General features: G+C 70.6%; 14 protein-coding genes and 2 riboswitches. Of the genes, 7 read left to right on the plus strand and 7 right to left on the minus strand.

The window, feature by feature from the left end:
* Positions 1-153 precede the first annotated feature (153 nt).
* The 7 genes from OG587_RS16245 to OG587_RS16275 all read right to left on the minus strand — a co-directional run bounded on the left by OG587_RS16245 (position 154) and on the right by OG587_RS16275 (position 7759).
* The gene (locus OG587_RS16245) at positions 154-1530 is read right to left on the minus strand and encodes an L-serine ammonia-lyase (RefSeq protein ID WP_329091143.1); all 1377 of its coding nucleotides are present in this window, start codon (positions 1528-1530) and stop codon (positions 154-156) included.
* Positions 1531-1602: 72 nt separating this feature from the next.
* On the minus strand, positions 1603-1992 hold the full coding sequence (gene gcvH / locus OG587_RS16250) for a glycine cleavage system protein GcvH (protein WP_329091144.1): 390 nt from the start codon (positions 1990-1992) through the stop codon (positions 1603-1605).
* The gene (gcvT, locus tag OG587_RS16255; protein ID WP_329091146.1) at positions 1989-3080 is read right to left on the minus strand and encodes a glycine cleavage system aminomethyltransferase GcvT; all 1092 of its coding nucleotides are present in this window, start codon (positions 3078-3080) and stop codon (positions 1989-1991) included. The genes gcvH and gcvT overlap by 4 nt, the downstream gene beginning before the upstream one ends.
* Before the next feature lie 33 nt (positions 3081-3113).
* Positions 3114-3208: riboswitch (glycine riboswitch) on the minus strand.
* Positions 3209-3307: riboswitch (glycine riboswitch) on the minus strand.
* 73 nt (positions 3308-3380) lie between these two features.
* Complete coding sequence (locus tag OG587_RS16260) at positions 3381-4076, minus strand: gamma-glutamyl-gamma-aminobutyrate hydrolase family protein (RefSeq protein ID WP_329091148.1); 696 nt, start codon at positions 4074-4076, stop codon at positions 3381-3383.
* A 220-nt stretch (positions 4077-4296) separates the two neighbouring features.
* On the minus strand, positions 4297-5061 hold the full coding sequence (locus tag OG587_RS16265; protein ID WP_329091150.1) for a 3-oxoacyl-ACP reductase: 765 nt from the start codon (positions 5059-5061) through the stop codon (positions 4297-4299).
* Positions 5062-5066: 5 nt separating this feature from the next.
* The gene (locus tag OG587_RS16270) at positions 5067-6413 is read right to left on the minus strand and encodes an aldehyde dehydrogenase family protein (protein WP_329091151.1); all 1347 of its coding nucleotides are present in this window, start codon (positions 6411-6413) and stop codon (positions 5067-5069) included.
* Between the two features lie 2 nt (positions 6414-6415).
* Positions 6416-7759 carry a glutamine synthetase family protein gene (locus OG587_RS16275; protein WP_329091153.1) on the minus strand — a complete coding sequence of 448 codons (1344 nt, stop codon included), beginning with the start codon at positions 7757-7759 and terminating at the stop codon, positions 6416-6418.
* 88 nt (positions 7760-7847) lie between these two features.
* Here OG587_RS16275 and OG587_RS16280 point away from each other — a divergent pair, with 88 nt between their 5' ends.
* The 7 genes from OG587_RS16280 (at position 7848) to OG587_RS16310 (ending at position 11731) form a co-directional block, all read left to right on the plus strand.
* The gene (locus OG587_RS16280; RefSeq protein ID WP_329091154.1) at positions 7848-8567 is read left to right on the plus strand and encodes a FadR/GntR family transcriptional regulator; all 720 of its coding nucleotides are present in this window, start codon (positions 7848-7850) and stop codon (positions 8565-8567) included.
* 241 nt (positions 8568-8808) lie between these two features.
* Complete coding sequence (locus tag OG587_RS16285) at positions 8809-9561, plus strand: hypothetical protein (protein WP_329091156.1); 753 nt, start codon at positions 8809-8811, stop codon at positions 9559-9561.
* A 49-nt stretch (positions 9562-9610) separates the two neighbouring features.
* Positions 9611-9973 carry a hypothetical protein gene (locus tag OG587_RS16290; protein WP_329091158.1) on the plus strand — a complete coding sequence of 121 codons (363 nt, stop codon included), beginning with the start codon at positions 9611-9613 and terminating at the stop codon, positions 9971-9973.
* Positions 9970-10656, plus strand: coding sequence for a nucleotidyl transferase AbiEii/AbiGii toxin family protein (locus OG587_RS16295; RefSeq protein ID WP_329091160.1), 687 nt, complete (start codon positions 9970-9972; stop codon positions 10654-10656). Before OG587_RS16290 ends, OG587_RS16295 begins: the two co-directional genes overlap by 4 nt.
* 52 nt (positions 10657-10708) lie before the next feature.
* Positions 10709-10951 (plus strand): hypothetical protein, encoded by a 243-nt coding sequence (locus OG587_RS16300; protein ID WP_329091162.1) that lies wholly within the window; start codon positions 10709-10711, stop codon positions 10949-10951.
* Positions 10936-11397: a hypothetical protein gene (locus OG587_RS16305; RefSeq protein WP_329091163.1), complete on the plus strand. Its 462-nt coding sequence runs from the start codon at positions 10936-10938 to the stop codon at positions 11395-11397. Before OG587_RS16300 ends, OG587_RS16305 begins: the two co-directional genes overlap by 16 nt.
* Before the next feature lie 136 nt (positions 11398-11533).
* The gene (locus tag OG587_RS16310) at positions 11534-11731 is read left to right on the plus strand and encodes a hypothetical protein (RefSeq protein ID WP_329091165.1); all 198 of its coding nucleotides are present in this window, start codon (positions 11534-11536) and stop codon (positions 11729-11731) included.
* Positions 11732-11930 lie beyond the last annotated feature (199 nt).

The raw sequence follows: 11930 nt of genomic DNA on the forward strand, positions 1-11930 counted from the left end.
GAGCCGTTCCCGTTCAAGGGACCTCCGGGAGCCGGGAACCGCTCCCGTTCAACGGACCCCCGGGAGCCGGGAACCGCTCCCGTTCAACGGACCCCCGGAAGCCGGGAACCGCTCCCGTTCAACGGACCCCCGGAAGCCGGGAGCCGTCCCCGTTCAGCATTCGATGACGTTCACCGCGAGCCCTCCCCTGCTGGTCTCCTTGTACTTGTCGAGCATGTCGCGGCCGGTGTCGCGCATGGTCTTGATGGCTTTGTCCAGCGAGACGAAATGGCGGCCGTCGCCGCGCATCGCGATCCTGGCGGCGGCGATCGCCTTGATCGAGGCGACCGCGTTGCGCTCGATGCACGGGATCTGCACCAGGCCGCCGATCGGGTCGCAGGTCAGCCCCAGGTTGTGCTCGATGCCGATCTCGGCGGCGTTCTCGACCTGCTCGGGGGTTCCGCCCATCACCTCGGTGAGCCCGGCGGCGGCCATCGAGCAGGCCGAGCCGACCTCGCCCTGGCAGCCGACCTCGGCGCCGGAGATGGAGGCGTTCTCCTTGAACAGCACGCCGATCGCCCCCGCCGTCAGCAGGAAGCGGATCACGCCCTCGTCGTCGGAGTCCTTCGTGAAGCGGTCGTAGTAGGTGAGCACGGCCGGGATGATGCCCGCGGCGCCGTTGGTGGGCGCGGTGACGATGCGGCCTCCGGCGGCGTTCTCCTCGTTGACCGCGAGGGCGAACAGCGAGACCCAGTCCATCGTCTGCAGCGAGTCCTTCTCCGGCGACTCGCTCCGCAGCTGCCGGTGGAGCTGGTGGGCGCGGCGGCGGACCTTCAGGCCGCCGGGCAGCACACCCTCCTTGCCGATGCCGCGCCGCACGCACTCGCTCATGACCTGCCACAGGACGAGCAGCTGGGCGCGGATCTCGGCCTCGGTGCGGCCGAACGCCCGCTCGTTCTCCAGCATCAGCCCGGAGATCGACAGCCCGGTCTCCGCGCACTGGGCGAGCAGCTCCACAGCCGTGGTGAAGGGGTACGGCAGGACGGTGTCGTCGGCTTTGATCCGGTCGGCGCCGGTGGCGTTCTCGTCGACGACGAAGCCGCCGCCCACCGAGTAGTAGACCTTCTCGCGGATCGTCTCGCCGGACTCGGACAGGGCGGTGAAGCGCATGCCGTTGGGGTGGCCGGGGAGCGAGATCTTGCGTTCGAAGACGAGGTCCTCGCCGATGACGAAGGGGATCTCGCGGGAGCCGTACAGGGAGATGGTGCCGGACTCGCGCATGGCGGCGAGCCGCTCGTCGACCGTGTCGACGTCGACCAGCTCGGGCTTCTCGCCGGACAGGCCGAGCAGCACGGCCTTGTCGCTGCCGTGGCCCTTGCCGGTCAGGCCCAGCGAGCCGTACAGAATGGCGCTCACCCGGGCGGTCTTCTCCAGCAGCCCGTCCTGGTGGAGGCCGCGGGCGAACTTGTGGGCGGCGGCCATCGGACCGCCGGTGTGCGAGCTGGACGGGCCGATTCCGATCTTGAAGAGATCGAAAACACTGATCGTCATCTGAATCCTTCCAGCGTGGACGGCCACGCGCGCCCGGGGACGCGCGTGGCCGTGACGCGAGGGGGGAGAGGCTTAGGACTCACCCGAGGTGAGCGCGGCGTATTCCTCCGGCGACAGCAGGTCGTCGGCGGAGCCCTCAAGACGTACGCGGAACAGCCAGCCGTCACCGTAGGAGTCGCTGTTGACCAGCGAGGGGTCGTCCACGACGGCCTGGTTGACCTCGACGATCTCGCCGCCGACCGGGGCGAAGATGTCGCTCACCGACTTGGTCGACTCGACCTCGCCGACGGCGTCACCGGAGGCGACCGTCGAGCCGACCTCGGGAACCTGCACAAAGACCACGTCGCCCAGCGCCTCGGCGGCGTAGGCGGTGATGCCGACGGTGAGGGTCAGGCCGTCATCGATGCCGGAGATCCACTCGTGTTCCTTGGTGTAGTGCAGGTCCTCGGGAATGCTGCTCATTTTTTCCTCCTGTAGAAGGGCAGTGCGACGACCTCGACCGGCTCGTGGCTGCCCCGGATGTCGACGGCCAGTCCTGACGACAGGCCGTTGTCCACATAGGCCATGGCGATGGGTCTGCCCAGTGACTGGGAGGGCGCCCCGCTGGTGACCTCACCGACGACCGCGCCGTCACCGGCGACCACCACCGGATACCCGTGCCGGGGCACCCTGCGGCCGGTCGCGATCAGGCCGACCAGGCGGCGGGACGGCGGGACCTCCCTGAGCGATTCGAGGGCGGCCCGGCCGACGAAGTCGCCCGGCTTGTCAAACCTCACCACACGGCCCAGCCCGGCGTCGAACGGGGTGAGGCCGACGGACAGCTCGTTGCCGTACAGCGGCATCCCGGCCTCCAGCCTGAGGGTGTCGCGGGCGGACAGGCCCGCGGGGATCAGGCCGTGCGGCGCGCCCGCCTCGGTGAGGGCGGCCCAGACCGGCTCCGCGTCCCCGGCCGCGACGAACAGCTCGAAGCCGTCCTCGCCGGTGTACCCGGTACGGGCGACGAGGGCCTCGCGTCCTGCGACGACGGCGGGCAGGCCGGCGTAGTACCTGAGCCCGTCGAGGTCGGCGTCGGTGAGCGAGCCCAGGATCTCCGCGGAGCGCGGGCCCTGGACCGCGACCAGCGCGTACCGCTCGGAGCGGTCGTCCACCGCGGCGTCGAAGCCCTTGGCGCGGCCGGTCAGCTCGGCGGCGACCCGGGGGTAGTTGGAGGCGTTGGCGACGACCATGAACTCGGCGGGGGCGAGCCGGTAGACGATCAGGTCGTCCAGCACGCCGCCCTCGGCGTCGACGATCATGGTGTAGCGGGCGCGGCCGGGCTCCAGCGCGGAGAGGTGGCCGACCAGCGCGTAGTCGAGGGCTTCGGCGGCCTGCGGCCCCGTCACGAAGATCTCCCCCATGTGGGAGAGGTCGAACAGGCCGGCCGCCTGGCGGACCGCGTTGTGCTCGGCCGACTCGCTGCCGTAGCGGAGCGGCATCAGCCAGCCCGCGAAGTCGGTCAGCGTCGCGCCGAGGGACTCGTGCACGCCGCGCAGCGGCGTAGGTCGGGACATGTGCGCACCTCAGACAAGGGACAGATGAGAGCATCCTCCCCCTCTGTCGTGGGTGCCTGAGAGTTTCATCCGGGTTTTACCGGACTTTCACCTTCGGCGAGGCCGTGGGACCTGCTTTCCAGAGGGCACCTACCCGCACGGTCCTTTGCCTTGAGAGGTTCGCGGGGAGGGCTTGCTCCTTCAGGGGTCCTGGCCTGGGTGTCAGGACGCTCTCCCGCACGGGATTCATCGGTGTCACCGGTCAGCCTAACCGCCCGCACCGGTCGAGCGAAATCCCCCCGCGGCCCCGATCCGTGCCGGTCAGGGGGCGGCGTGCCGGACCAGCGCCTCGAACAGAGCGGACTCGCCGTCGGTCTCGGGGTGCCACTGGACGGCGAGGGCGAACGGGTGGTCGTCCAGCTCCACGGCCTCGACCGTGCCGTCCTCGGCGTGGGCGGTCACGGTCAGGCCCTCGGCCAGCCGGTCGAGGGCCTGGTGGTGGTAGTGGGCCACGTCCAGGGTCTCGGTTCCGAAGATCTTCGAGGTCTGGCTGCCGGGGGCGAGCCGCACCGGCATCCTGCCGTAGTGGCCGGGGGCCGGGGCGTGGCCGGAGTGGCCGACCACGTCGGGCAGGTGCTGGTGGAGGCTGCCGCCCAGCGAGACGTTCAGGACCTGCATGCCCCGGCAGATCCCCAGGAAGGGCAGGCCCCGCTCCAGCGCCGCCCTGACCAGCCCCAGCTCGGCGTCGTCGCGGAACGGCCGGACGTAGCCGGTCCGCTCGTGCGGCTCCTGCCCGTATCGCTCCGGGCCGACGTCCCCGCCACCGGCCAGGATCAGCCCGTCCAGGCGCCCCGCCAGCGCCGAGGGGTCGCCCGCCGGGGGCAGGATCACCGGCTGCCCGCCCGCGCGGGCCACGTGGTCGACGTAGTCGTACGGCAGGAGCGCGGTGGTCGTCTCCCAGACGGTGAACCGCGCGGGCTCGACATAGCAGGTGATGCCGATGACGGGACGGGACATGATCTCCTGTCTTGCTCTTGCTCTTGCTCTTGCTCTTGCTCTTGCTCTTGCTCTTGCTCTTGCTCTTGCTCCTGCGCCGGAGCCGGGCGCCACGGACCGGACCGGGCCAGACCGGGGGAGCCCGCGCCCCCTCCTCGCACGGTACCGACCGGGGTGGGGCGACCCGCGGCGGGGTGAGGGACACGCCGGGGTGACACGTGCGAGGGGGCCGCGGCGGGGTCTACAGCGGGGTGACGTACGCGCCGGAGATACCGCCGTCCACCAGGAACTCGGAGCCGGTGATGAAGCTGGCGTCGTCCGAGGCGAGGAACGCCACCGCGGCGGCGATCTCGGACGCCTCGGCGAAGCGGCCCACCGGGATGTGGACCAGGCGGCGCTGCGCCCGCTCGGGGTCCTTGGCGAACAGCTCCTGAAGCAGCGGCGTGTTCACCGGCCCCGGGCACAGGGCGTTCACCCGGATGCCCTCGCGGGCGAACTGCACGCCCAGCTCGCGGGACATGGCCAGCACCCCGCCCTTGGAGGCGGTGTAGGAGATCTGGCTGGTCGCCGAGCCCATCACGGCCACGAACGACGCGGTGTTGATGATCGACCCCTTGCCCTGCCGCCGCATGTACGGGATGGCGTGCTTGCAGCACAGGTAGACCGAGGTGAGGTTCACCTCCTGGACCCGACGCCAGGCGTCGATGCCGGTCTCCAGGATCGAGTCGTCGTCCGGCGGCGAGATGCCCGCGTTGTTGAACGCGATGTCCACGCTGCCATAGGTGTCGAACGCGGTCTGGAACACCCGCGCGACGTCGTCCTCACTGGTCACGTCGGCCCGTACGAACAGCCCGCCGACCTCGTCGGCGGCCTTGGAGCCGGTCGCCTCGTCCAGGTCCACGCACACGACGTGGGCGCCCTCCTCGGCGAACCGGCGCGCGGTGGCCAGGCCGATCCCGCTTCCGGCGCCGGTGATGACCGCGACCCGGTCCTGCAAACGAAGCATCGCTTCTACTCCTCGGAAATGAAGACGTTCTTGATCTCGGTGAAGGCGGACAGGGCGTCGGGGCCCAGCTCGCGGCCGAGGCCCGACTGCTTGAAACCGCCGAACGGGGTCCAGTAGCGGACGCTCGAATGCGAGTTGACGCTGAGGTTGCCCGCCTCGACCGCCCTGGCCACCCGGAGCGCCCGGCCGACGTCGCGGGTCCAGATGGACCCGCTCAGGCCGTACGGGGTGTCGTTGGCGATCCGTACGGCGTCCGCCTCGTCGTCGAACGGCACCACCGACACCACGGGCCCGAAGATCTCCTCGGTGAACGCCCGGTCGTCCGCCGAACCGGGCGTCAGGACCGTCGGCGGGAACCAGAACCCCGGCCCCGACGGGCAGGTGCCCCGCAGGTGGGGCGGCTCGGTGACGAAGGAGGCCACCCGCTCCCGGTGCTCGGCGCTGATCAGCGGGCCCATCTCGGTGGCCTCGTCGCGGGGGTCGCCGACCTTGACGTTCAGCACCGCCTCCCCGAACCGGGCCAGGAACTCGTCGTGGACCGAGCGCTCGACCAGGATCCGGGACCGCGCGCAGCAGTCCTGGCCCGCGTTGTCGAACACCGCGTACGGCGCGGTCGCCGCGGCCTTCTCCAGGTCGGCGTCGGCGAAGACCACGTTGGCGCTCTTGCCGCCCAGCTCCAGGGTGAGCCGCTTGACCTGCCCGGCGCACGTGGCGGCGATCTCCTTGCCCACCTCGGTCGAGCCGGTGAACACGATCTTCGCCACGCCGGGGTGCCCGACCAGCCGGGCGCCCGCCACCTCTCCGGCCCCGGGCAGGACCTGGAACACCCCCTCGGGCAGACCGGCGGCCAGGGCGAGCTCGGCCACCCGCAGGGCGGTGAGCGGCGTCCACTCGGCGGGCTTGACGATCACGGTGTTGCCCGCGGCCAGCGCCGGGGCCGTCCCCCAGGTCATGATGACCATCGGGAAGTTCCACGGCACGATCACGCCGACGACGCCCAGCGGCTCCCTGAAGGTGACGTCCAGCCCGCCGGGCACCGGGATCTGCAGGCCGTGGTTGCGCTCGGGCGCCCCCGCGTAGAAGTCGAGCACGTCGGCGACGTTGCCCGCCTCCCAGCGGGCGTTGCCGATCGTGTGCCCGGAGTTGGCGACCTCCAGCAGGGCGAGCTCCTCGGCGTGCTCGCGCACCAGCGAGGCGAAACGGCGCAGCAGCCGGGCCCGGTCTCCCGGGCCGACGTTCCGCCAGGTCGCGAAGGCGCGCCTGGCACGCTCCACCGCCCTGTCGGTCTCGGCGGCGTCCGCCATCCCGATCTCGGCGACCACCTCTTCTGTCGCCGGATTAATGATCTTCACATTCACATCCGTTCGAATCCCCGGAAAAGCTCCCAGTCGGTCACCGCCGCGTCGAAGGCGGCCAGCTCGACCCGGGCGTTGTTCGCGTAGTGCGCCACGACGTCCTCCCCGAAGGCGGCCGTCGCGAACTCGGAGCCCTCCCAGAGCTCCAGCGCGCCCCGCAGCGTACTCGGCACGGTCTCCGCGCCCGACGAGTAGGCGTTCCCCGCGAAGGCGTCCTCAAGCGGCAGTTCGTTCTCGACGCCGTGCAGGCCGGCCGCGATCAGCGCCGAGACGGCCAGGTAGGGGTTGACGTCGCCGCCGGGCACCCGGTTCTCGATCCGCAGCGAGGGGCCGTGGCCGACCAGGCGCAGCGCGCACGTCCTGTTGTCCACGCCCCACTTGACCGCGGTGGGGGCGAAGCTGCCCGGCACGAACCGCTTGTAGGAGTTGACGTTCGGCGCGTACAGCAGGGTCAGCTCGCGCATCAGCGCGATCTGCCCGGCGATGAAGTGCTGTCCCGTCGCCGAGAGGCCGTGCGGCCCGGAACCGGCCATGACCGGCTTCCCGTCCGCGTCCCTGAGCGAGATGTGGATGTGGCAGGAGTTGCCCTCGCGCTGGTTCGGCTTGGCCATGAAGGTGATCGCCATGCCCTCCTGGGAGGCGATCTCCTTGGCGCCGTTCTTGTAGATCGAGTGGTTGTCGCAACTGGACAGGGCCTCGCCGAAGCGGAAGGCGATCTCGTGCTGGCCGAGGTTGCACTCGCCCTTGGCCGACTCGACGTACATGCCCGCGCCCTCCATGCCGAGCCTGATCCTGCGCAGCAGCGGCTCGACCCTGGCGGTGCCGAGGAGGGAGTAGTCGACGTTGTAGAGGTTGGAAGGCGTCAGGTCGCGGTAGCCGCGGCGCCAGGCGTCCTCGTAGGTGTCGTTGAAGACGACGAACTCCAGTTCGGTCCCGACGAAGGCGCCCCAGCCCCGCTCGTCCAGCCGGGCGAGCTGCCGGCGCAGGATCTGGCGCGGCGAGGCGGTCACGTCGGAGCCGTCCTCCCACACCAGGTCGGCCATCACCAGGGCCGTGCCCTCCTGCCATGGCACGCGGCGCAGAGTGGACATATCGGGTTTCATGACAAAGTCGCCGTATCCGCGCTCCCAGGACGACATGGCGTAGCCGTCGACCGTGTTCATGTCGACGTCGACCGCGAGCAGGTAGTTGCAGCCCTCGGAAGCGTGCCGCACCACCTCCTCCAGGAAGTAGCGCGCCGACAGGCGCTTCCCCTGGAGGCGGCCCTGCATGTCGACGACCGCCAGCAGCACGGTGTCGATCCGCCCTGCCCGCACCTCGTCATGAAGCTCGGGGACGTCCACATGCCCTCCTCGTCGGGGGTCTTATTGGGCTAGTGTCAGACCATTGACGTGTAGCGGGGGGAGCCTTGTCAAGGGCCGGAGGAGATAATTGGACGAGGTGTCGCGGTTGACGGCCGTGCTGCGGCCGGTGCGCGCGGGCAACGCGTTCGAGGAGACGGTGGAGCGCCTGCTCCAGGTCATCAAGCTGGGGCTGGTGTCCGAGAAGCTGCCGCCCGAGCGGGAGCTCGCCGCCCAGCTCGGCATCAGCAGGGTCACCCTGCGCGAGGCCATCCGCGAGCTGCAGGACGCGGGCTACCTGGAGGTGCGCCGCGGCCGGTACGGCGGCGCCTTCCTCACCTACGCCCCGCCGCACCCGCACCGGGACGACCTGCGCCGGGCCGTGGTCGACATGGGCACCGACGACCTTTCCGACGCTCTCACCTTCAGGATGGCGGTCGAGTGCGGCGCGGCCCAGGTCCTCGCCACCACCCCGCTGACCCCGGAACGGCGCGAGATCCTGCGGGAGAGGCTGCGCGAGGTCAACTCGGCCGGGCCCGGCGACTACCGCCGCCTCGACACGGCCTTCCACCTGGCCATCGCCGAGCTGACCGGCTCCGCCCTGCTCGCCGGGGCCTGCGCCGACGCCAGGCTCCGGGTCACCGACCTGCTCAACGCCATCCCGGTGCTCCAGCGCAACATCGAGCACGCCGCGGTCCAGCACCAGGCGATCGTGACGGCCATCCTGGCCGGTGACCCGGAGGCCGCGCGCCGCGCCGTGGCCGAGCACCTGGAGGGGACCGCGGCGCTGCTGAGAGGGTTCCTCGCCTGACACGCGGCGCGCCCAGGAGGGGGCCCGCCGGGGAAAACCGGCGCGAGGCGTGCCCTGGACGGGTACCGGGGAAGCCGAGCGCCCGGGAACACGGGTGTCCTGGGGCCGATCCGCCGGGGAACCGGGCACCTGGGGGCCGGGCGCCTGGAAAACCGCCGTGCCGCCGTGGTTCCCGCGCCTGCCGGAGGGCTTCCCTCGCATAGCCTGAGGGACGGTGGGGGATTTGTTCCGAGCGAGGATCATGGACACAGGACGGCTGCCGCTGTTCTGTTTCTTCGTCGCGCTCATCGTCGTCTTCCTGCTCACCAGGATCAACGTCCGGCTCATCCGCGCCAAGATCGGCTGGTTCGGCGACGTCAACGTCGGTGAGATGCACATCCACCACGTGGTGTTCGGCGTGGTGCTGACCCTGCTCGGCGGGGTGTCCGGCCTGATCGTCTCGGGGGTCTCCGAGGGCTGGTACGCGGTGACGGCAGCCGTCTTCGGCGCCGGAGCCGCCCTGATCCTGGACGAGTTCGCGCTGATCCTGCACCTGCACGACGTCTACTGGGAGGAGGAGGGCCGCGCTTCGGTCGACGCCGTGTTCATCGCCGTCGCGATCACCGCCCTGCTCCTGATCGGCCTGCGCCCCCTCGGCTGGGAGGACTACGACAGCGAACCCCGGGCCACGTGGCTGACGGTCGGCTTCATCGTGGCCAACCTCGTGCTCGCCGTGATCACGCTGCTCAAAGGCAAGATCTGGACGGGGCTCGCCGGACTGTTCGTCCCGATCCTCCTGGTACCCGGCGCGGTACGGCTGGCCCGCCCCGGATCGCCCTGGGCCCACTGGTTCTTCGCGCCGGACTCCCGGCACCCGCAGCCTCGCAAGATGGCCACGGCCGAGGGCCGCGAGGAGCGCTGGCGCCGCCCGGTGATCCGCGGCAAGATCGCCTTCCAGGAGTTCCTCTCCGGCCGCCACGACCTCCCCTCCACCCGCCGCCGTTCCCGCCGCTGAGCCCGCGCGCCCCGTGGACCTCGGGCGAACGACGGGCATACTGGGGGACGTGAGTACGCTTCCGTCCCGATGGGACGGCGTGGAGCAGCGCGTCCCCGAATCGCTGGCCGACCTGCGCGGCCCGGCCACGGGGAAGGTCGCCCTGCCCGTGCACCTCGGCTGGTCCGGGCTCACCGAGTTCGACCTGGTGGACCCGCTGCTGCGGATGAGCCTCTATCGTACGGTCATCACCGGCGGCGGCCGGTCCGACGCCGAGTCGTATCTGAACGCCGAGCTCCTCGTGGCCGACTGGCCGACCCTGCGCCGGGGCATCGGGCCGAGCTACCGGAGGGCCTGGGAAACCAAGATCGCCGCCCTGGGGTGGAGACCCGACGCCGGAATGGACGCCGTGACACCCGGGTGGGAGCGGTGATCCTGCCGCCCTTCCAGCAGCGGATGCTGGAGGCCGCGCTGCCCGCCTGTTCCCGGTTCGGGCTGGTCCTGGCGGGCGGGTACGCGATGAACGCCCACGGCTTCACCGAACGCCCGAGCAACGACCTCGACTTCGCCACCGCCGCGGAGACACCGCTGCCCGAGGTCGCGGAGGGAATGGCCGAGGCGTTCAGGGAGGCCGGGCTGGAGGTCACCCTGACGGAGGTGACGCCCCGGATGGGCCGCCTCGTGGTCAGCGACCCGGTGACCGAGCAGAGCTGCGAGTTCGACCTGCTCAGGGAGGCGTTCCAGCAGCAGCCCGTGATCGTCGGCGACGTCTCCGTCGTCTCCCTGAACGACGCGGTCGGCCTGAAGATGCGGGCCCTGCACGAGCGCAGCCTCGCCCGCGACGTCATCGACATCGCCTCGGTCTCCCACCTGTACGGCTTCCGGGAGCTCGAACACCTCGCCCGCCTGCACAACGAGGAGTTCGAGCTCGCCGAGCTGGTGATGCGGCTGGAGTTCGTCGACCTGATCGCCGACGAGGACTTCGAGGCCTACGGCGTGGACGGCGAGCAGATCATGGAAATCCGCCGGTTCGCCTGTGCCTGGGTGGGGGACATCGGTCTCCGCCGCGCCGAGGAGGGCGACGTCGACTACGACGACGTTCCCGACCCCGACTGAGGAAGCCGGAAAAGGGCGCCAACTATGCCACTACTAGTGGCATAGTTGGCGTATGGCCATGCCTCAGCCCGTGGATCCAACGATCAAAAAGTCGGTCACCCTACGTCGATCCGTCGCCGAGGAGGTGGAGTCCAGAACGGGCCCCCGGGGCTTCTCGCACTTTGTCGATCAGTCGGTTGAGTACGGGCTCGCGCTGTTGAAGGCCCAGGAGATCGTGGAGGATCACGAGACCAGAGTCGCTCCTCTGTCCGAGGCGGATCTGGAAGAGGCCAGGCGCGCATGGCACGGAGAGTAAGAGGGCGGAACGCGCCGTCGGAGGTCGCGTTCCCCACGCCGCTGTTCGTTCTCGACGCTCAGCCGTTCTCGCTTCTCGCCGAGGACGATTCCAGGATCGTGGCACGTATCGCGGTCGCCCGGCAGGAGGGATTCGTTCCCGCGATCAGCACCGTGACCCTGGCGGAAGTGCGCCGCACCGGCCAGGTGGGCAGACGCCTGGCCTGGCAGCGGTCGCGCCTGACGGTGATTCCCGCCTCCGAGACGGTCGCCGACCTCGCTGCCCTGCTGCTTGAGGACACGGGCCTGGACGGACACGAATGTGTGGTCGACGCCCTCGTGGTCGCGACCGCCGCCACCGGAAGCGGACCGGCGAAGGTGACGTCCGGCGACGCCTCACACGTGCCCAAGTTGATCGCGGCCGCCAAGCTCAGACGGGCTTCTCCGCTGGGGTGGGTTCCTCTCTAGTTTCCGGATCCGGAAGGCCGCAGGGATCGGGCCGGTGGTGAGGCCGGGGACCCGAGAGGGACGGGAAAGCTCGTGGGACGCATATTCGGCCGTGCGCCGGGCAGTCGAGGGTCCTCTCTGCTGAAGGGTGCTGATCATGGGTCTCATGGAGAAGCTCAACCTGCGCGAAATGAAGGCCAAGGCCAAGCTGAGGCTGGCCGGCCGGACGGGCAACCGCCGGAAGGTGGCCGAGGCCAGGACCGAACAGGCCGAGGCGAAGCTTCTGAAGACCCAGGACGAGATCCTGGACACCGTCGCGGAGATGCGCAAGGAGTACGGCGCCCGCCGCCGCTGACTCCCACCCCGCCGCACCGAATGCCGGTGTCCCGCCGATGGGCTCCCCTCGGAGTCGACTCCGGATCGGCGGGACACCGGCACGCGGCGGCCCGCCCGAGGTGGCTCTGCGAGCCTTCCGGGACCGACGGGACACCGCCACGCGGCGAACGCCTGGCCGGATGTCCTGGAGCGACATCGGGGGTTCACCGACCCCGGGC

Origin of the sequence: Streptosporangium sp. NBC_01469, from assembly GCF_036227305.1 — a bacterium.
Lineage (GTDB): Bacteria > Actinomycetota > Actinomycetes > Streptosporangiales > Streptosporangiaceae > Streptosporangium.

What these genes read in the sequence shown, in the direction of transcription:
- OG587_RS16245 (WP_329091143.1), bottom strand. Translation starts at nt 1,530, where the DNA reads ATGACGATCAGTGTTTTCGATCTCTTCAAGATCGGAATCGGCCCGTCC.
- gcvH (WP_329091144.1), bottom strand. Translation starts at nt 1,992, where the DNA reads ATGAGCAGCATTCCCGAGGACCTGCACTACACCAAGGAACACGAGTGG.
- gcvT (WP_329091146.1), bottom strand. Translation starts at nt 3,080, where the DNA reads ATGTCCCGACCTACGCCGCTGCGCGGCGTGCACGAGTCCCTCGGCGCG.
- OG587_RS16260 (WP_329091148.1), bottom strand. Translation starts at nt 4,076, where the DNA reads ATGTCCCGTCCCGTCATCGGCATCACCTGCTATGTCGAGCCCGCGCGG.
- OG587_RS16265 (WP_329091150.1), bottom strand. Translation starts at nt 5,061, where the DNA reads ATGCTTCGTTTGCAGGACCGGGTCGCGGTCATCACCGGCGCCGGAAGC.
- OG587_RS16285 (WP_329091156.1), top strand. Translation starts at nt 8,809, where the DNA reads ATGGACACAGGACGGCTGCCGCTGTTCTGTTTCTTCGTCGCGCTCATC.
- OG587_RS16300 (WP_329091162.1), top strand. Translation starts at nt 10,709, where the DNA reads ATGGCCATGCCTCAGCCCGTGGATCCAACGATCAAAAAGTCGGTCACC.
- OG587_RS16305 (WP_329091163.1), top strand. Translation starts at nt 10,936, where the DNA reads ATGGCACGGAGAGTAAGAGGGCGGAACGCGCCGTCGGAGGTCGCGTTC.
- OG587_RS16310 (WP_329091165.1), top strand. Translation starts at nt 11,534, where the DNA reads ATGGGTCTCATGGAGAAGCTCAACCTGCGCGAAATGAAGGCCAAGGCC.